A 19823-nucleotide genomic window follows, 5' to 3' on the forward strand; every position below is an offset into this window, starting at 1 on the left:
GACAGGGAGACACCATGAGTACGCTTGCGCTACCGACCTTTGCCGATGTTCAGGATGCTGCCAGGCGTCTCAAGGGAATCGCTCATCGAACCCCTGTCATGACCTCGTCCCAGCTTGATACCGCCTACGGCGCTTCAATCTTTATCAAGTGCGAGAACCTTCAGCGCATGGGCGCCTTCAAGTTTCGCGGTGCTTACAACGCCCTCTCGCGTCTGGATGCAGCCCAGCAGCAACGGGGGGTTGTGGCATTTTCCTCAGGCAATCATGCACAGGCTGTGGCGCTGGCAGGACGTGAGCTTGGAATCCCTGCCACCATAGTGATGCCGGAAGATGCGCCCAAAGCCAAAGTCGCCGCGACAAAGGGTTATGGCGGCAAAGTGGTGTTCTATAACCGCTACACCGAGGACCGTGCTGCCATCGCTGCGCAGCTGGCGCAGGAACAGGGGCTGGCGGTGATCCCTCCTTTTGATCATCCGGACATTATTGCCGGACAAGGTACGGCGGCGCTGGAGCTGTTTGAGGATGTCGGGCCTCTGGATATCCTGCTGGTGTGCACCGGTGGCGGTGGCCTGATGGGCGGCTCTGCCCTCGCCGCTGTGGGAATGGCACCTGGCTGTGAAGTGATTGGCGTTGAGCCTGAGGCCGGCAACGATGCCCAACAGTCGCTGGCAGCAGGCAGGATCATAACGATTGATACACCGAAAACGCTTGCCGATGGAGCCCAGACCCAAGCCATGGGCGCCCTCACCTTTGCGCTGATGCGTGAGCATGTCAGCCAGATTATGACCGTCGATGATCAGGCACTGATTGACACCATGGCCATGCTGGCCGGACGCTTCAAACTGGTGGTTGAGCCCACCGGCGCCCTGGCTACGGCGGCCTTGAAGCCATTGGGTGCTGATCTGAAGGGAAAAAAGGTGGGCGTTATCATCAGTGGCGGTAACGTTGATATGCCGACTTATTCCCAGCTGCTCGCCAAGGCAAACAGTTATTACTAAGCCTCTTTTATTATCAAGCCTTGTCTGAACTCACGCTTTTAAACCGGGCTTAAACATCTGCGTTCTTATCAGGAGAGTAACCATGCCTCATATCGTGATTGAGTATGCTGCGGACCAGCTTGATGGCCGTGCCCTGTTGGCATCGGCTTTTGAGGCGACGCTGGCTTCCGGTCTTTTTGGCCGGGAGGATATCAAGGCGCGACTGATTCCCTGTCAGGATTACATCGATGGCGGTGGTGAGCGCCCTTTCGTGCATGTCAGCGTGCATTTGTTACCCGGACGCAGCAGCGAACAGCGCTATAATCTCGACTGCCGGATTCTGGAAGCCTTGTCACCGCTGATTCCGGGTCCGGTCTCTCTCAGTGTCGAGAGCATTGAAATTGATAAGCCCAGCTACGCTAAAGTGGTACGTTAGCCAGGTCGTATCAGGCATAAAAAAAGCGCTCTCAGGAGCGCTTTTTAGCAGGTGATAAACCTTGAATGGTTTATCGGATCAGGCGCTGGCGGCCTGTTTGTGCTGCTTTTCCAGCTTCTTGCGGATACGGGTACGCTTCAGAGGCGAGATGTAATCCACAAAGAGTTTGCCTTCCAGATGGTCAAGCTCATGCTGAATACAAACAGCCAGCAAACCTTCTGCTTCCATAGTGAAAGCCTTGCCGTCACGACCGATGGCGTTGACACGCACCCGCTCAGGGCGCGTGACTTCTTCATAGAAACCGGGGACAGAGAGACAGCCCTCTTTCATGGTTTCCTGCTCTTCGGTCAGAGGTTCCACCTCAGGGTTGATGAACACCATTGGGTCATCACCCTCGTCTGAGACATCAATCACGACCAGACGTTTGTGATAATTGATCTGACTCGCCGCAAGACCGATACCAGGAGCGTCATACATGGTCTCCAGCATGTTATCGATCATGGTCTGCAGTGATGGGTCCTGAATCTCTTCGGGAGCCATCGGCGTGGCTTTGGTACGCAGACGTGCGTCGGGGAATTCGAGTATTTCCAGTAATGCCATAAAGTGGCCCTGATAGTTAATTACGGGACGAAAGCGTCATTTTGACCACTTATCTGTCCAGGATATTCCTGATGCTGAAGTCATGGCGCCAGGTATCCGTTCAATAGTTGGCTTAGGGTTGCTTAATTTCTATTATATCGGCAGCCTTTGGCTAATTCACCCGGCGATCAGGGGAAATCGACGTTTGGCGTCATTACTCTTGCCCGGGCCGCTTTTAATTCAGTGCCTCGTCAGTTGGCTCGGGGTGGAAAAGGACCTGATATGCGCACATTCTTCGTTGCCCTGTTGTTGCTGTTGTCCGCCACTGCCTGGGCGGAAAAACCCACCCTGCGAGACGGAGCTCCTAAAACCTATACGGTGGTTAAGGGCGATACCCTGTGGGGCATTACTGGCCGCTTTTTCCAGAACCCCTGGCTGTGGCCGCAGCTCTGGGCCAAGAACCCGCAAATTGAGAACCCGCATTGGATCTACCCGGGTGACACCATTCATATGGTGTATGTGAATGGTCAGCCACGTCTGGTGGTGAAGCGCGGTGAAGCGGGTGCCAAAGCCAGCGCCACGGGTAGCAAAGTCAAATTGGTACCTGAAACCCGTGTGTCCCTGCTGTCGCCCATTCCGACCCTGCCACCCGAAGTGATTGGACCCTTCCTGCGTGACAACCTCATCATTCAGCCCGGTGATCTGGATTCCAGTCCCTACGTTCTCGGTACAGATGATCAGCGTCTGCTGAGCTCTGCCGGACAAACCCTTTATGTGCGTGGTGTCTTACCGGAGGAAGCCGGAGAATGGCGCTTGTATCGCCCTTCCACGCTGCTGAAGGAAAAGGTTAATGGCAAAGATGTTGCCTTCGGTCAGGAAGCCAAGTACATCGCCACCCTGAAGCTGGACAAGCCCGCGGAAGACAGCGATATCAGCACCTTTACCGTGCAGTCCATCGCGGAGGAAGTTCGTATTGGCGATCGTCTGGTGAAAGTCCCCGCCAATGATGCCTATGAAGCCTTTGCTCCTGCCTATCCCATGGACACCGAGCTTAATGGCCATATTCTGGCGCTGGCTTCCGGCGTGGCCTATACCGGTCGTGATGACATCGTGATTCTTGACCGTGGTGCGGATTACGATCTGCAGCGCGGTACCATTCTGCAGATCAACGCCGCTGGCGAAACCGTGAAAGATCCGGTGTCCGGTGACCCAGTCACCCTGCCCGATTCTCGCGCGGGTGTGCTGCTGGTCTTCAAGGTCTTTGACCACACCAGCTATGCACTGGTGATCAAGGCTGAACGCACATTGCACGTCGGTGATAAAGTCGTCGCACCGGATTTCTGAAGGATCTGACGACGGCCAACGTTTTATAAACTCAGAAAGGAGTGCCAGGACGGCGCTCCTTTTTTGATCCTGTTTTAAGTCGATTTCCAGGGAAGGAATATGATTGGCGAACACCAGTACCCCTATCTTTTATGGCAATGGCTGCCCGGTTGCGGCCCTAAACGCTGGCAGGCATTGGCCGCGCATTTTCCCCGCTGGCCGGAACCTTTGCTCTCCCCGGATGCGTTACTGCTATCCAAACTCCCTGCTCAGGCCGTTACGGCATTAGGCTCCAGAGACAAGCCCTGGCAGGCCGCGCAGGATCAGCTCAATGAGTGGCTGGCGAAAGATCCGCAGCATCATCTGATTACCTTTGCGGATCCGGACTATCCGGCGCTGTTGCGTCAGATCAGTGATGCCCCGCCTGTACTCTATGTTCGTGGACGGCGGGATGCACTGACGTTGCCGCAGATTGCCCTTGTCGGAAGTCGTCATGCCAGTCATCAGGGCAATACGACGGCACGCGCCTTTGCCCGGGATTTGGCCAGTCAGGGCATGGCGATTACCAGCGGTTTGGCGTTAGGCATCGATGCGGCGGCTCATCAGGGGGCGCTGGATGCCAAAGGCATCACCTTGGGAATCATGGGCACGGGTGTTGATCGGCTCTACCCGGCCAGCCATTTGCGTCTGGCGCAGGAGATTCTGGAGGCCGGCGGTGCGCTGGTGTCAGAGTTTCCACTGGGAACCCAGCCACAACGGGCCTTCTTCCCTCGCCGTAACCGGCTGATCAGTGGGTTAAGTGTCGGAGTGATCGTTGTGGAAGCGGCGCTAAAAAGCGGGTCTTTATCCACAGCACGCCATGCCATGAGTCAAAACCGCGCGGTATTCGCTATTCCTGGTTCTATCCACAACCCGTTGAGTCGCGGCTGCCATGCCATCATCCGTGAAGGGGCAACGTTACTGGATAGCACGGAGCAAATCGCCGATGAGGTCGTCAGTCTGCTGGCCTACCATTATCAACAGCAACCCTGGATGAGCCAGACACCGTCATCTGCCTTGAATTTATCCAAAGAAGTCAGCCAATCCTTACCGCAGAAGCCCGATAATTCATTGATGCCGGAGTCGCAGGAAAACCATCCGCTGTGGGGTTATCTGGACGATGTACCGCGTAGCGTTGATGAGCTGGAGTCGATGGCACAGTTACCCATCGAAGCGATTCTTGGTCAGTTACTGGCCTGGGAGCTGGAAGGCAAAGTGGCACTGGAGGCTGGGGGTTACGTGAAGGTGTTCAGGCTCTGACTATTCGTGATCAAAGTGAGCCGCCAACGTGACGCCAAAGCTTAAGCACAGCAGCACGCAGTGCCTGCTGATAGGGTCTGCCCACACTGAGCTTACGTACGCCAGCGAGTAATGCTTCATCCTGCTGCTGCCACAGCTGGGCAATCAACCATTCACACATGCTGGCGTCACAGCCCTTTTTGAGCGCTGTGAGCAGCAGTTTGTCGAGCGCACTGCGGCTACGCCACAGCTCTCGATTACCCTGACAGAACGCGTCCAGATCACTGTTGTCCTTGGTGCAAAACGGCTCAGGCGTTAACGCTTGTTGCCAGAGCAAAGCACAGGCCAGCGCTGGCTCCATCGTCTTAAGTGGTCCCGAGAGCATAAGGGGCAGCTCCTTCAGGCAGTGCTGACGGGCTTCAACCACCAGTGCGGTACCGGCAGAGTTAAGTGGTTTAAGTAACAGGGCGCTGAACTCACCACTGGTGCTGTCGCGGCGCAGGCCCAGGCTGGCCAGCTGATAACCGCAGGCACGCCAGAAAGCCAATAACGGCAGGCTTAAACCAAAACTGGTGCCGATGATATCCCAGCCACGCTGTCTTCCCTGTTGCTCCTGAGCTGCGAGTAAGGCGCGGCCTATGCCTTGGCGCTGCGCTTCTTCGCGCACCGCGATGCGTTGAACACGTCCAAAGCGGAGTGAGGCGGCATCCCGCAATCCTGCCTGAAACAGCAACGCCTGAGGTAGCAAGTCACCCGCGGGGCGGCGTTCGCCGCGCCAGATGGCCTCGGCAAGAGCGGGTTCGATGGGGCCTTCCTGACGGCATAACAGGCAACCAGCCCAGCTGTCATGGGCGCTGGAAGGCATCCCCAGTGCCAGCGTATCAGGATCATCCAATAGCCATTGCAGGTCTCTCGGTGTGGTGCGGTAATGGGCCTGAACCAGTAAGCCGAAGATATCCCGCAGCACCGCTTCCTGATCCAGCTCCTCTCTGAGCGCAATGGCAGCCTGTCGCTGCTGCGGCTGTGAAGCCGGCTCCGGCCAGCGCGTCGGTTCGGCATCCAGCAGTAACAACTGATGAGTCAGCGCTTCAACCGGATCACCCTGCTGCCAGCGCACAGGCGCTGTCAGGCTGCAGTGTTTCCAGGCGGGATAATTGTCCTTGAGGTGCTGACGAAAACGGATTGCAAAGCCACGTCCTGTGCCTTCATAACCATGCACGGTGGTGGCCATGACCACGCGTGGATAGTGGGCACACAGCTGCTGCAGTACATGAGCAGGTATCGCCGCAGCTTCATCAATCAGCAGTAGCGGCGTGTCAGGCAAGGTTTCCAGCAGGCGGTCGACGGGGACAAAACGACAGGCACTACTTGCTTCCTGCGCTTCCACGGTGTTCAACACTTCACTGACGTTGGTAATTGCCGGCGCCGTTAGCAGTGCTGGCTGTGCGCTATGAAGAGCTCCTTCACTGGCGAGCTGAGCGATCGCCAGTCCCAGTCCGTGGGATTTGCCCCGGCCCCGGTCGGCTTCAATCACCAGCGGACGACGGGCTCGGCCTTTGGCGCTGGCAACAATCTGGGCGACACAACGGGCCTGATCCCCGGTCCGATAAGGATCAGAGATCCGCTCACGCGCAGTGGCTGGGTGACTGAGGAACTCAGGTAAGCGCCAGATGCCCTGTTCAGCGCGCACAAAGGTCGTTCTCATGGCATGAAGCAGGCGCTGCCAGCGTTGCAGAAAGCGGCTGTTTTGCGTTAACCCATCTGGCTGATCAGGGGTGAGCAGAATCAGCAGGCCGCCGGCGCGAATCATGCCGCTGGCCATACCGATGGCATCGACATCGATCGCACTGCTGTCGGTGACGCGAAGGTCGATGATCAGGCTGTCAATTTCCTGACCCAGTTCGCGCTGCAATTGGCGACGGGTACAGGGCAGCGTATCCGGTAACACTTCCAGAGCCGACGGGGCCAGCAGCCGGGTTTGCTGACCCAGTAAAGGACTCAGCGCCGCCAGTTCAGACAGGCAGGAGGCTTCAATCAGGACAGGCAGGCGAAAACGCTGAGTTCGCGCTACAAGAAGTGCGTTCTCAAGGGCTGCGCTGAGGGTTGAAAAGCCTTGGGTCATGGTGGTCTCCTACATGGCGCCAAGCCTACCTGATCCGGACTAATTTTGGCAGGAAACCGGCGCCGGGGATGAGCGCAGCGCCAATGACTGGTATTCTTGGCCCTCACCGGCAGTGATCCGTCTGCCGTTATCGATTTCAGATCGTCGAGTGATTGGCCTGAGCCGCGGTGTTCATGTGCTGATCGGTGTCATGCGGAAGATTACGCTCATGTCTCCTCTCTTTCTTCGTCGTGCCGTCGAGACCCTGTCACTGGGTGGCGTGCTTGCCTATCCCACCGAGGCCGTGTGGGGTGTGGGCTGCGATCCCTGGAACCCGGATGCCTTTGTCCGCCTGCTGAGGCTAAAGCAGCGCCCTCCTGAAAAAGGGGTGATTCTGGTCGCCGCGACGATGGAGCAGATTGCTCCGCTTTTGCTGCACGTTACCCCTGAACAGCGCGAGAAGCTGAATGCCACCTGGCCTGGCCCCTGTACCTGGATTATGCCGGACCCGGAAAACTGGATTCCGACCTGGATCAAAGGCCAGCATGACAAGGTGGCGGTACGGGTAAGCTCCCATCCGGTGGTGCAGGCGTTGTGTCATGCCTGGTATGGCCCGCTGGTCTCGACCTCAGCTAACCCTTCCGGCGCTGAGCCTGCGCGCTCACGACTGCGGATTCAGCAGTATTTTGGTGGTCGCGTGGATGGCATTCTGCCGGGCGAGCTTGGCAAGGAAGCCAAGCCTTCACGGATTTTTGATCTGGAAAGCGGCAAGCAGCTACGCTGAATGCGATTCGGTGATCAGGCCCCTCGGGCAGTGAATAATTGATTTTAGACAGCGACTGGGCAGCGACGGCTGTTACAGCACAGGAGAACTTCATGGCTCCGGATAGTCAGGCTGTAAAAGCCTATCTGCTGGCTCTGCAGGATCAGATTTGCGAGGCGCTGGCAGCGGCCGATGGCGAGGCCCGGTTCATTGAGGACAGCTGGGATCGCGATGCAGGCGGTGGTGGCCGTTCACGGGTACTGACCAACGGTGCCCTGATCGAAAAAGGCGGTGTGAATTTTTCCCATGTCATGGGGGATAACCTGCCCGGTTCTGCCACGGCGCATCGCCCGGAAATGGCAGGACGCAGCTTTGAAGCCATGGGCGTGTCACTGGTAATTCATCCCAATAATCCTTACGTCCCCACTTCCCATGCCAACGTGCGTTTCTTCATTGCCCGCAAGGAAGGCGCGAAGCCGGTCTGGTGGTTTGGCGGCGGTTTCGACCTGACACCCTATTACGGCTTTCGTGAAGACTGCGTGCACTGGCATCAGACGGCGAAGGCGGCTTGCGATCCCTTTGGTGCCGAGCTGTATCCGCGCTTTAAATCCTGGTGTGATGACTATTTCTACCTGAAGCATCGGCAGGAAGCGCGTGGGGTGGGTGGCCTCTTCTTTGATGACTTTAACGAGCTGGGCTTTGAGCAGAGCTTTGCCTTTATGCAGTCGGTGGGAAATGCGTTTCTGCCGGCCTATTTGCCGATCCTGGAAAAGCGTCGTCATCTGCCTTTTGGCGAACGGGAAAAAACCTTCCAGAAATTCCGCCGTGGGCGCTATGTCGAGTTCAATCTCGTGTATGATCGCGGCACTTTATTTGGCCTGCAGTCTGGCGGCCGTACCGAGTCAATTCTGATGTCCCTGCCGCCGGAAGTGAACTGGGGTTATGCCTGGTCACCCGAGCCTGACAGTGAAGAAGCCCGACTGGCTCGCGAGTTTCTACCGCACCAGAACTGGCTGGAGAACACCTAATGGATCGTTATCTGGTACTGGGTCATCCCGTCGCCCACAGCAAGTCTCCCTGGATTCACCAGCAGTTTGCCGAGCAGACCGGTCAGGATCTTTGCTATGACCGCCAGGAGTTGCCTGTGGATGGCTTCGTGGAAGGTGTTCAGGCGCTGGTGGCAGACGGTGTGCGCGGAATGAACGTCACTGTGCCGTTTAAAGAACAGGTGCCCGCCCTGTGTCAGCATCTGAGTGAGCGGGTAAAGCGTGCAGGCGCGGCTAATACCGTCTATATCACTGAAGAGCAGACACTGGCCTGCGACAATACCGATGGCATCGGTATGGTGCGGGATATGCGCGAAAACTGTGGCTGGCAGATTGCCGGGCTGCGGGTGCTGGTGCTGGGTGCTGGAGGTGCTGTGCGCGGTGTCCTGGCACCACTGCTGGCGGAAAAGCCGGCACAACTGGTGATTGCCAACCGCACGGCCAGTAAGGCGCAGGCGCTGGCCGAACTCTTTGCTGATCTGGCTGAAGAAGCCTCCACAGCGATTCAGGGCTGTGGATTTGATGCCCTCGCAGGCCAGCAGTTTGATCTGATAATTAATGGCACCTCCGCCAGTTTGCAGGGTGATGTACCACCGCTGCCTGCGGATGTGCTGGATGCTAACGGCGCGGCCTACGACATGATGTATGGCGCGCAACCGACCGCTTTTCTGCGCTGGGTTCAGGCCCACAGTCAGGCACGTTGCCAGGATGGCCTTGGCATGCTGGTGGAACAGGCGGCGGAATCTTTCTGGATCTGGCGAGGCGTCCGGCCGCAAACAGCACCGGTGATTGCTAAAATTCGTCAGTCCTTACTTACAGGATAAGTATGACTAATTCTAAAGATTCCTCCCTTGAGGAAGCCCAGGCCGCTGTTATTGATGAGCAGGTGAATGCTCTTGAGCATCAGGCAGAAGAGCCCGAAACCCTGATCGCCGCTGGTGCGGCTGGCGATGCCTCGCTGGCTTTTGAAAGCTTTGATGAGCTGGATCTTGAACCTGCGCTGATCGCGGTACTTGAGCAGCTTGGCCTGACCGTGCCCACCGAAGTGCAGGCCGTGGCGATTCCTCATGGCCTGGAAGGCGATGATGTGCTGATCTGCGCCCATACCGGCACCGGCAAAACCCTCGCCTATGTGCTGCCCATGCTGCAGCGACTGATGGATCAGGAGCCGCTTGATCCTCAGGCCCCACGAGCACTGGTGCTGGTGCCCACGCGTGAGTTGGGCAATCAGGTGTACAAGGTGATCAATGCCTTTATGGCTTTCGCCGAAATGCGTGCCGCACTGCTGGTCGGCGGCACTCCCATGGGTGAAAACGTACGGTCCCTGCAGAATGCACCGGAGATTCTGGTCGCGACCCCCGGACGCCTGCTGGAGCTGGCCCTGCAGGGTGAAGTGGAGCTGCATGGTCTGCACGCCGTGGTATTGGATGAAGCCGATCGCATGGTGGAAATGGGCTTTGTGAAGCTACTGGCGGAGCTGATCGAGCGCATCGGCCACAAGCCACAAACCTGGCTCTGTTCTGCCACCCTGGATAACCGTGAACTGGAAGACTTTGCCGAAGCCGTGATGGATGCGCCGGTTGAAGTCATTCTGAGTGCAACTGAAGCGCCCTCCACCATCAGCCAGTTTGCGCTGCAGGCGGATAACGAAGAGCACAAGCAAAAGCTGCTGCTTGCCTTGCTGAACGACAAGAGCGTCAATCAGGCGGTGGTCTTCGTGAATACCCGCAAACAGGTTGATCAGATCAAGGAACTGGTCTTGCGTCAGGGCGGTCATTACAGCGACGGTTTGCATGGTGATCTGAACCAGGGTGGTCGCAGTGATGTACTGAGCCGCTTCCGTCGTGGGCGCACCAAGGTGCTGGTGGCAACCGATCTGGCGTCTCGCGGTCTGGATATCGACACCATTACCCATGTGGTGAACTACAACCTGCCGGAAGGCGCGGATGACTATATTCACCGAATTGGCCGTGCTGGTCGTGTCGGCGCGGCCGGTGTGGCCTGGAGCCTGATTGACAGCAATGACCTGCATTTGCTCGGTCGTATGGAACGCTATCAGGGCCTGACCATTCCCTGGATCTCCCTGCCCGGTCTGGCGCCGACCCGCGTGCTTAAGCCCAAGCCACGCAAGCCCAAGGTGAAGAAGGATAAGAAAGGTAAGCCGATCAAGACGGCTGGCGCCTTCCCGAAAAAGCGTAAACGCGCGGGTAAGCTTAAAGCCAAGAAAACCGGTAAAGCCTAAGAACCCCTGCATGCAAAAAGGCCATTCAGAATAACTGGATGGCCTTTTTTATTGCTGCTTACCGTTCAGGGATGCGCAGGCGGCGGTACGATTGCAGTAATGCTGGCCAGCTCTTCCTTGCTGATCAGGGGTACGGCGTCTGCGGTGGTTGCCGGTATGACCGCCACCTGTTTGAGCAACTGACGGAACTGGTCTTCCGGCATCGGGCGGCCGAGCAGATAGCCCTGCACCTCATCGCACTTGAAGTTCAAAAGACACGCCATCTGATCCTCGGTTTCGACCCCTTCCGCTACCACTTTAAGCTTCAGGGCATGCGCCAGACTGATGATCGACTGTACGATTTCGGCGCGGTTGTTATCGCCAATCAGGTTGTGGATAAAGGACTTATCAATCTTCAGCTGCTGCATGGGGAAAAGTTGCAGGTGGGTCAGACTGGAGTAGCCGGTGCCAAAATCATCCAGAGCGATATGAATCCCGAGAGTATTCAGCCGCGCCAGCGTATCCACGGCTTTGAGGATGTCCTGCATTTCCGCCGTTTCGGTAATTTCAAAGATGATCTTGCCGGGCTCTACGCCAAATTCCTGCAGACAGGCCTCGACTTCATCGACCAGGTCTTCCTGACGTAACCGCAGTGCCGACAGGTTGACGGCAATCGTCGGCACCTCAAGACCGCTATCCTGCCAGTGGCGAATATGGCGGCAGGCTGTGCGCAGTACCCAGGCATCGAGTTCGAAAATCAGGCCGAAACGCTCGGCGGTGGCGACGAAAATATCCGGCGGTACCATGCCGCGCTCGGCATGATTCCAGCGCAGCAGGGCTTCCGCCCCCACAATCTCACGGTGATTGGTGGTGAGTTTGGGCTGGTAATAGAGCATCAGCTTGTCATCGCGCAGGGCTTCACGCAGCTCCTGCTGCAGCTGGTACTCGGCCACAAAGGCTTTGTTCATTTCCTGCTGATAGAACTGATAGCCGTTCTTGCCGTGAGTTTTGACGTGGTACATGGCGGCATCGGCATTGGCCATCAGCTGGCTGGTACTTTCGCCGTCATCCGGGCCGATAGCGATGCCCATGCTGGCAGAGATTCCCAGAGGCTGTTTACCTGCCTCGTTGATTGCCGCCACGGCCCGCTGGACTTTGGCGCAGACCGAGACGATCTGGTTTTCCTCTTTGAGGTCATTCACCAGCAGGATGAATTCATCTCCCCCAACGCGGGCCAGCGTATCGGAACCGCGCACGATATTCTCGATGGCCCGTGAAGCCTTGCACAGAAGCTCATCGCCGACGTGATGGCCAAAGCTGTCGTTGACCACTTTAAAACCATCAAGATCGATGTAAATGAGCGCAAATTTCGTCTTTTCCCGCTGGCTGACATGGAGAGCCTGACTCACACGATCCTCCAGCAACATGCGGTTAGGCAGCTCGGTTAGGGGATCATGCAGGCTGCGGTGCAGCAGGCGGGCATTGGCTTCACTGAGGGAATCAACCAGCTTCAACGTGCTGTATTCCAGGTGCTGGTCGATCATCGAGACGATGGTAATCATGCCGAGCAACGTGAATGAAGCCAGCGCAACCCAGGCGGCCAGCCAGCCAAGGTTCAGATCCGAGGCGGCAAGACAAACGGAGTCTGCAGGAATAATCGCTGCTGCCATGCCGGTGTAATGCATACCGGCGACCGCGATGGCCATGACGCCAGCGGCGCCGAGACGATGTAACAGCACAAACTTGCCACGGGCGCTGCGTAACTTGAAGCAGATCCACATCGCCGCGATGGAGGCGACAAAAGCAATCAGAGCAGAGGCCGTAAACAACAGCGGATCATAGGTAATGGCCGGATGCATTCGCATCGCACCCATGCCGACGTAATGCATGCCGCAAATGGCGAGGGCCATAAAGAAACCCGCTGCCAGCAGGCGCGCCCACGACAGTTGCTGCTCGGCCACCACCATCAGTGCCAGTGCGCAGGCCATGACGGCCATTAGCCAGGACGTTGCCGTCAGGCTGATGTCATAGCCCATTTCGATGGGCAGGCTCCAGGCCAGCATGGCAATAAAGTGCATCGCCCAGATGCCGGTACCCATGGCAAGAGCGCCGCCCAGGATCCAGGGCCAGGTACGGGCGCGAATCCGGGAAACCAGACGATTAGCGATATCCAGTGTGGTATAGGACGCGGCGACAGCCACGAGAATTGAAAGGACGACCAGACGCCAGTCGTACACACCCGTCATAGGTTAAACCCCTTTAGAACTCTCTTGATCAATGGGTTGATCGGGGGCGGAGAGTAAACAAGCAAAAAATGTAAGTTCAGTGATTGAGTACCTGAGTAAAGCACTCAACCATGGTCAGAATATGTTACTGCATGGTCTGGAACGCACCTAGACGCACGACTTGTCGTTTGAGGTCGAATAGACGCAGGCAGACGCCACAGAGGCCTGATATGCTTTGGTTTCCATTCCAGATCGGCACGGGCCGATGTCAACGGGGTTTAACCCAATGCCACTGAAAGACTGGGGCCTTGCCCTGCTCGCCAACACTGCCTGGGCGCTTAATTACATTGCTGGCAAGGAAGGCGCGGATCACTTTTCGCCGCTGATGTTTACCGCGCTGCGCTTTACGGTGGTGTTGCTGCTGTTACTGCCTTTTCTGAAGCCAGTGCCGGGTCAGATGATGCAGATCTTCAAGATCGGTCTGATTCTCGGTGTCGGTCACTTCAGCATGATTTTTCTCGGTCTTTCCATGGCCGGGGGTGTGGGCGGTGTGGCGATTGCCACGCAGTTATATGTGCCTTTCGCGACGCTGATGGCCTGGCTGTGGCTGGGTGAGTTTATGTCGGTACAACGCTGGTTGGGGACGGGGCTGGCTATCGCCGGAGTCGTACTGGTCGGCTTTGATCCGGAAGTGCTGCAGTACTGGCAGGCGCTGTTATTGATCAGTCTGGCCGGGCTGTTTCTCGCGATCGCCACGATCTGGATGAAAGGTCTTAAAGGCGTGGGTATCTGGCAATTGCAGGCCTGGATTGCCTGTATCGCCACACCGAGCCTGTGGTTGCTGTCCCTGATCTTTGAAAGTGATCACCTTTTGCGTTTGCAGACCGCTGCCTGGTCAGACTGGCTGGCGCCGGTGTATTCGGCACTGGGGGCGACCCTCACCGGCCACGCCATTGTCTATTATCTGGTGCAGCGCTATCCCGTTAGCCTGACCACGCCGCTGATGATGCTCTCGCCGATCATGGCGATCTTTCTGGGGATCTGGATTTATGGCGAGGCGCCGGGCTGGAAGCTTTGGGTCGGTGCGCTGCTGACATTGGGCGGTATTGGGGTGATTCACATGCGGCTTCGCGGTCGCAGGCCCATGCCCGACAAGCTGATTGAACCCTGACAGGTGTCGTTACGACGTCTGCGCTTGCCGCTCGGAGTCCTGCATTGATGAACAATTCCGTTATGTTGGGTATGAGCTACCGCCAGGCGATGGTGGGTCTCAATCATCGGCAGGACGCATTGTTGTCCTTGCCCGACGGACAGGATGCCTGCATATCCTGTAAAAGCGCAGAGTTACCGGGGCAACTGATACTAAAATGACCAAAAATCGGTAATTTTTCATTTATCCTTACCGTCCTCTGCATTACCATACCAGCCCAACTGGTACGCCTCGTCCCCGCCCTGGTCGAGGCTCTGATCCTCATAACAGGAGTGGTTTCATGTCCAAGCAGCAGATCGGCGTTATCGGTATGGCCGTGATGGGCCGTAATCTTGCCCTTAACATCGAAAGCCGTGGCTATTCTGTCTCGATCTTCAACCGTTCAGCGGAAAAGACTGACGAAGTCATTGCCGACAACCCCGACAAGCAGCTGGTTCCTTTCTATGACCTGAAAGAGTTCGTGGATTCTCTGGAAAAGCCCCGTCGTATTCTGCTGATGGTTCAGGCCGGTACGGCCACTGACAAAACCATCGAATCCCTGAAGCCCTTCCTCGATAAAGGCGACATCCTGATCGACGGCGGCAACACCTTCTTCAAAGACACGATTCGTCGTAACAAGGAATTGTCCGAGGAAGGCTTTAACTTCATCGGTACCGGTGTTTCCGGCGGTGAGGAAGGCGCCCTGAAAGGCCCGTCCATCATGCCTGGTGGTCAGCGTGAAGCCTACGAAATGGTGGCGCCGATTCTGGAAAAAATCGCTGCCCGTGCAGACGATGAAGCCTGTGTGGCCTACATCGGTCCGGATGGTGCCGGCCACTACGTGAAGATGGTTCACAACGGCATCGAATACGGTGACATGCAGCTGATCGCTGAAGCCTACGCGCTGCTGAAACACGCACTGGGTCTGAGCAACCAGGAACTGGCTGACACTTTCGCTGAGTGGAACAAGGGCGAGCTGTCCAGCTACCTGATCGAAATCACTGCGGATATCTTCACCAAGAAAGATGAAAACGGCATCGAGCTGATCGACGTTATCCTTGATGAAGCTGCCAACAAAGGCACCGGCAAGTGGACCAGCCAGAGCGCGCTGGATCTGGGCGAGCCTCTGAGCCTGATCACCGAATCCGTCTTTGCCCGCTACCTGTCTTCCCTGAAGACTCAGCGTGTTGCGGCTTCCAAGGTACTGAGCGGCCCCAGCAACGATGGCATCGCGGCAGACAAGAAAGCTGAATTCGTTGAGAAAGTGCGTCGTGCGCTGTACCTGGGCAAGATCGTGTCTTACGCACAGGGCTTCTCACAGATGCGTGCGGTGTCCGACGAGCACGAATGGAACCTGAACTACGGCGAAATCGCGCGTATCTTCCGTGCTGGCTGCATCATCCGCGCCCAGTTCCTGCAGAAGATCACCGATGCCTACAACGACACGCCTGATCTGGCCAACCTGTTGCTGGCGCCGTACTTCAAGCAGGCCGCTGACGAGTATCAGGCAGCACTGCGTGACGTGGTGGCCTTTGCTGTGCAGAACGGTATTCCTGTGCCTACCCTGTCCGCGGCGATTGCCTACTACGACAGCTACCGTTCAGAAGTTCTGCCTGCCAACCTGATTCAGGCGCAGCGTGACTACTTCGGTGCGCACACCTACAAGCGTACTGACAAGGAAGGCGTCTTCCACACTGAGTGGCTGAGCTAATTCCCCACAGGATAACAGTCGCCTGTTCCGGCGGCTGTTTTGCGAAATGAAAAAGCGGTATGAAATGAAAAACGCCTGCAATTGCAGGCGTTTTTTTATGGGTCATTACCGCGCACTTCAGCTGGCCGGAGCCTTGGCCTTGTCCTCGGCATCCTTGAGCAGATACATGATCCGCAGGCGCGTGACATCAGGCCGGGTTTGCTGAAAGCCTGTGGCGACCTGCAAAGGCGTATGGCCATCTTCATCCGTTACCAGTGGATTGGCGCCCTGATCCAGCAGGAAGCGTACCCGTGGCAGATCGTTGTAATAAATGGCGGCCTGTAGCGGCGTCACTGCAAGGGTTCTGTCTTCGACACTGTGGTGGTTAATACTTTCCACCGACAGGCCCTGGCGGATCAGAAAAGCGGCCACCTTATATTTCATCGGGCTGTCGCCATTGAGGATAGAGTCCAACCCACCACCGTCAGTCAGCAGCTGAATATCCGCCGGCGTGCTGCGAAAACTGCGCAGGTACGAAAAGCACACGGACGCCGGATACAGCGCCGAACCACCACCTTCCTTGCTGGCGCTGGTTTGATTGACGCTGCATTGTGCCAGGGTTTCGGTATCCATCGAGCCTAAACCATAGGCCCAGGCACAGGGAAGAACGATGACCAGTGCCAGCACCAGTCCGCCCACCAGTTTCTTCATTAATAAAATTCCTTTTTGGACGTGGCCGTGAAGTGGCTCAATTCGCAGAGCTGCTCAATTGGGCTAGTTCTCAATTGGGATAGTTAAAGTGCTCGCGCAGAATACGGTCAGACCAGGCCAGCAGATTCGGGAAGCCTTGTAGCACCTGTTTGGATGGAATGCCAAGCGGGTCGCGGGCCATGTTGGCAATGACGCCAAAGCAGCTGGCATCGTAGCGGCTCGGTTTATCACCAAAAAGATAGGGTTTATCCCCCAGTACATCGCTCAGGCAGGTCAGATCCTGCAGCAGACGGCTGCGACGCTCCGGCATGATCAGGCGGCCAACACCATGTGCCCAGCAATCACGCTTAACACGGAACTGATAGAGCGCGGCCAGTACCGGACGAATCATCCAGGGGACTGAAGTAAAGAAAGCTTCGCGACTGCGAGGCCAGGTGACTGGCACCAGCCAGCGGTCATACATCAGCATCCACGACAGGGAATAGTCCGCCATACGCGCCAGCAAGTGGCCAGTGGTCTGCTGCTCCGGGGTAAGGACCTGCAAACGATCAGGCGCTGCCATTTCCGTCAGGGTATCCAGAATGGTTTCTGATTCGGGCACCACGGTGCCGTCATGCTCGATAAAAGGCAGCTTGCCACGAGGGCCACGGTAGGAAGCCGTGTGGCGAATCTCAAAAGGAATACCGGCCATGCGGATAAAGGCCTCGACCTTGAGACAGTACGGACTGGCATTGGGCAGGCCGAGCATGGCGGGAAACTGATGCAGAACAACCATGGGGTGATTCAGGCTCCGGGATGAACGGGCAAGACGTCCGTATTACAAAAATCCGGTCGCCTATGGAATAGCTGCTCTGGCAGAGACAGCGTATAACTAGCAAGACTACCACAGGCTGGCTGACAGGGGAGTGACAGGCCATTTCGACGCGGGTCGAAATCGAGGTTTTTCCCTTCCGCCACTGAAGTTTTCCAACGATGGAGCCCGTTATGACCGATTACAGCGCCTTTACCCCCTATCTTGAATGGCTGGACAGCCAGCAGGATGCCATGGTCGAGGATCTGATTCGGGTAGCGAACATCAACTCTGGCAGCTATCACACAGAAGGTGTGAACCGGGTGGCTGAAGCCTTTGCCGAGCTGGCCGCAGGTCTGGGTGGCGAGGTTAGCTGGCATGAGATGCCCGCGCAGGAAGTGATCAGTAATCAGGGGCAGAAAGAACACAAGCCGTTGGGCCGCGCCCTGCAAATTTCCAAACGTCCCGAGGCACCGGTACGTGTGCTGCTCTGCGGCCATCTGGATACCGTCTTCCCTAAGGACTCAGGCTTTCAGCAAGTGCGCTGGCTGGACGACAAGACCCTGAACGGCCCCGGTGTGGCGGATCTCAAAGGCGGTCTGATTCTGATGCTGCGTGCCTTGCAGGCCTTCGAGAACAGCCCTTTCGCTGATCAGATTGGCTGGGACATTCTCTTTAACCCGGATGAGGAAATCGGCTCGCCCGGCTCCAGTACCCTGTTCCCGGCACTGGCAGCGCAGAACCATGTGGGCCTCTTGTACGAGCCTGCCTACGCTGACGGTAATCTGGCCGGCGAGCGCAAAGGCAGCGGTAATTTCTCCGTGGTCGTGCGTGGCCGTGCGGCTCATGCCGGACGCGAACATCATCTGGGGCGCAATGCCATTCGCGCGCTGGCGGATTTCACCTCGGCGCTGGATGATCTCAACGGCCAACGTCAGGGCGTTACCATCAACCCCGGTTTTGTGCAGGGTGGCGGCCCGGTCAATATCGTCCCTGAGCTGGCGATCATGAAGTTCAACATCCGCCTTGAGCGCCCGGAAGATGAAGCCTGGTGTCTTGAGCATATTCAGCATCTGCAGAACGATATCAATAGCCGTGATGGCCTGTCGCTGGAAGTGCACGGCGGGTTTGGCCGTAAGCCCAAGGTGTTGTCTCCGGCGAATCAGCGTCTTGCCTCTTTGATCCGAGAATGCGGCGAGAATCTGGGGCTGGCACTGGAGTTCAAACCCACCGGCGGCTGCTGTGATGGCAATAATTTCGCGGCCTGTGGCCTGCCCAATATCGATACGCTGGGGATCGTGGGCGGCAAGATTCACTCCCACGAGGAGTACTGTCTGGTCGATAGCCTGAGCGAGCGCGCCAAGCTGACGGCCCTGATTCTGTTCCGACTGGCCACCGACACTGATCGGGACTGGCTGAAGCGCAGCTAAGGAGCTGATCCATGTATCTGGTTCGACCTATCGAACATGCCGACCTGCCGGCATTGGAGCAACTGGCGGCGATGGCGCCTGTGGGCACGACCACGCTGCCGAAAGACCGTGATGCCCTGAGCGATATGATTGGCGCCAGCCGTCTGGCCTTTCAGAAAGCGGTGGAGCACCCCGGCGCAGAGCGCTATTTCTTTGTGATCTGTGATGCCGAGAGTGGTCAGGTGCACGGTATTTCCGGTCTGGAAGCGGCGGTTGGCATTCGTGGCCCGTTTTATTCCTACCGTGAGGATAGTGTGGTGCACGCTTCGGGTGACCTGCATATCCACAACCGCATTCCGGCGCTGCATTTGTGTCAGGACTACACCGGCGCGACGCTGGTATCGACGCTGTTTGCCGAAGCTTCCATCCATCAGCAAGGTCTGCTGCCGCTGTTGTCTCTGGCGCGTTTCAGCTTTATGGCCGCCTTCCGTGAGCGCTTTGCCAGCACGGTGATTTCCGAGATTCGCGGAGTGGTCGATGAAGATGGCAGCTCGCCCTTCTGGGAAAGCCTCGGTCGTCACTTCTTCTCCATGGATTTTGCCCGCGCCGACCGCCTGACCAGCGTCACCAACAAGGCCTTTATCGCCGATCTGATGCCGCGCTATCCGGTGTATGTGCCGCTTCTGAGCGATGCCGCGCAGGATGTGCTGGGTGTGCCCCATGACGATGCCATGAAGCCGTACCAGATTCTGGAAAACGAAGGTTTCCGCCCACAGGGCTACATCGACATTTTTGATGGCGGCCCGACCCTGGAATGCCAGGCCCGGCAGATCCGTACCCTGAAGGAAAGCGATAGCGCCGAGGTCGTCATCGGTGAACCTGCGGCGGGTCAGCCGCTGCTGATCAGCAATGGCGAGCTGCAGCAATTCCGCTGTCTGGCACTGGAGACCGCCGTCAGGGACGGCAAGGTCACGTTGAGTCAGGCTGCCTGCGATGCGCTGGGTGTCAGTGCCGGGCAACGCGTCCGGCTCTCTCCCATGGCCGGCGGCTGGGTTCACCCCTGAGCCACACAGTAAACCCTCATT

General features: G+C 57.2%; 17 protein-coding genes. 12 read left to right on the top strand and 5 right to left on the bottom strand.

What is annotated here, in order from left to right; all coding sequences use genetic code 11:
* Positions 1 to 14: 14 nt before the first annotated feature.
* A complete protein-coding gene (locus tag ACKC9G_RS10370) occupies positions 15 to 998 on the top strand; it encodes a threo-3-hydroxy-L-aspartate ammonia-lyase (protein ID WP_411404985.1) in 984 nt (327 codons plus the stop codon).
* 82 nt (positions 999 to 1080) lie between these two features.
* Positions 1081 to 1413: a 5-carboxymethyl-2-hydroxymuconate Delta-isomerase gene (locus tag ACKC9G_RS10375; protein ID WP_411404987.1), complete on the top strand. Its 333-nt coding sequence runs from the start codon at positions 1081 to 1083 to the stop codon at positions 1411 to 1413.
* A gap of 78 nt (positions 1414 to 1491) precedes the next feature.
* Here ACKC9G_RS10375 and def read toward each other — a convergent pair whose 3' ends face one another.
* Complete coding sequence (def, locus tag ACKC9G_RS10380; RefSeq protein WP_411404989.1) at positions 1492 to 2013, bottom strand: peptide deformylase; 522 nt, start codon at positions 2011 to 2013, stop codon at positions 1492 to 1494.
* A gap of 261 nt (positions 2014 to 2274) precedes the next feature.
* Between def and ACKC9G_RS10385 the strand changes: the two genes are divergently transcribed.
* Both ACKC9G_RS10385 and dprA read left to right on the top strand, forming a co-directional pair.
* Positions 2275 to 3336 (top strand): LysM peptidoglycan-binding domain-containing protein, encoded by a 1062-nt coding sequence (locus tag ACKC9G_RS10385; protein ID WP_411404991.1) that lies wholly within the window; start codon positions 2275 to 2277, stop codon positions 3334 to 3336.
* Between the two features lie 99 nt (positions 3337 to 3435).
* Positions 3436 to 4614 (top strand): DNA-processing protein DprA, encoded by a 1179-nt coding sequence (gene dprA, locus ACKC9G_RS10390; RefSeq protein WP_411404993.1) that lies wholly within the window; start codon positions 3436 to 3438, stop codon positions 4612 to 4614.
* A gap of 10 nt (positions 4615 to 4624) precedes the next feature.
* Here dprA and ACKC9G_RS10395 read toward each other — a convergent pair whose 3' ends face one another.
* Positions 4625 to 6715, bottom strand: a complete 2091-nt coding sequence (locus ACKC9G_RS10395) for a GNAT family N-acetyltransferase (protein WP_411404995.1) — start codon at positions 6713 to 6715, stop codon at positions 4625 to 4627.
* A 208-nt stretch (positions 6716 to 6923) separates the two neighbouring features.
* Between ACKC9G_RS10395 and ACKC9G_RS10400 the strand changes: the two genes are divergently transcribed.
* The 4 genes from ACKC9G_RS10400 (at position 6924) to ACKC9G_RS10415 (ending at position 10745) form a co-directional block, all read left to right on the top strand.
* On the top strand, positions 6924 to 7478 hold the full coding sequence (locus tag ACKC9G_RS10400) for an L-threonylcarbamoyladenylate synthase (RefSeq protein WP_411404997.1): 555 nt from the start codon (positions 6924 to 6926) through the stop codon (positions 7476 to 7478).
* 92 nt (positions 7479 to 7570) lie between these two features.
* Positions 7571 to 8485, top strand: a complete 915-nt coding sequence (hemF, locus tag ACKC9G_RS10405; protein ID WP_411404999.1) for an oxygen-dependent coproporphyrinogen oxidase — start codon at positions 7571 to 7573, stop codon at positions 8483 to 8485.
* Positions 8485 to 9327, top strand: a complete 843-nt coding sequence (gene aroE / locus ACKC9G_RS10410) for a shikimate dehydrogenase (protein WP_411405001.1) — start codon at positions 8485 to 8487, stop codon at positions 9325 to 9327. The genes hemF and aroE overlap by 1 nt, the downstream gene beginning before the upstream one ends.
* 2 nt (positions 9328 to 9329) lie before the next feature.
* Positions 9330 to 10745, top strand: coding sequence for a DEAD/DEAH box helicase (locus ACKC9G_RS10415; protein ID WP_411405003.1), 1416 nt, complete (start codon positions 9330 to 9332; stop codon positions 10743 to 10745).
* 65 nt (positions 10746 to 10810) lie between these two features.
* Here ACKC9G_RS10415 and ACKC9G_RS10420 read toward each other — a convergent pair whose 3' ends face one another.
* Positions 10811 to 12970 (bottom strand): putative bifunctional diguanylate cyclase/phosphodiesterase, encoded by a 2160-nt coding sequence (locus ACKC9G_RS10420; RefSeq protein WP_411405005.1) that lies wholly within the window; start codon positions 12968 to 12970, stop codon positions 10811 to 10813.
* A gap of 265 nt (positions 12971 to 13235) precedes the next feature.
* Between ACKC9G_RS10420 and ACKC9G_RS10425 the strand changes: the two genes are divergently transcribed.
* Together ACKC9G_RS10425 and gndA are read left to right on the top strand one after the other, a co-directional pair.
* Entirely contained in the window at positions 13236 to 14120 is an 885-nt protein-coding gene (locus tag ACKC9G_RS10425; RefSeq protein ID WP_411405007.1) for a DMT family transporter, read from the top strand.
* A 319-nt stretch (positions 14121 to 14439) separates the two neighbouring features.
* Positions 14440 to 15849, top strand: coding sequence for an NADP-dependent phosphogluconate dehydrogenase (gene gndA / locus ACKC9G_RS10430; protein ID WP_411405009.1), 1410 nt, complete (start codon positions 14440 to 14442; stop codon positions 15847 to 15849).
* A gap of 117 nt (positions 15850 to 15966) precedes the next feature.
* Here gndA and ACKC9G_RS10435 read toward each other — a convergent pair whose 3' ends face one another.
* Entirely contained in the window at positions 15967 to 16539 is a 573-nt protein-coding gene (locus tag ACKC9G_RS10435) for an ankyrin repeat domain-containing protein (RefSeq protein WP_411405011.1), read from the bottom strand.
* Positions 16540 to 16609: 70 nt separating this feature from the next.
* Positions 16610 to 17314 carry a glutathione S-transferase C-terminal domain-containing protein gene (locus ACKC9G_RS10440; RefSeq protein WP_411405013.1) on the bottom strand — a complete coding sequence of 235 codons (705 nt, stop codon included), beginning with the start codon at positions 17312 to 17314 and terminating at the stop codon, positions 16610 to 16612.
* 209 nt (positions 17315 to 17523) lie between these two features.
* Here ACKC9G_RS10440 and ACKC9G_RS10445 point away from each other — a divergent pair, with 209 nt between their 5' ends.
* Both ACKC9G_RS10445 and ACKC9G_RS10450 read left to right on the top strand, forming a co-directional pair.
* Entirely contained in the window at positions 17524 to 18759 is a 1236-nt protein-coding gene (locus ACKC9G_RS10445) for a hydrolase (RefSeq protein ID WP_411405015.1), read from the top strand.
* Between the two features lie 11 nt (positions 18760 to 18770).
* Positions 18771 to 19802, top strand: a complete 1032-nt coding sequence (locus ACKC9G_RS10450; protein ID WP_411405017.1) for an arginine N-succinyltransferase — start codon at positions 18771 to 18773, stop codon at positions 19800 to 19802.
* The last annotated feature ends 21 nt before the right edge of the window (positions 19803 to 19823 follow it).

Source organism: Pokkaliibacter sp. CJK22405, assembly GCF_046614695.1.
Lineage (GTDB): Bacteria > Pseudomonadota > Gammaproteobacteria > Pseudomonadales > Balneatricaceae > Pokkaliibacter.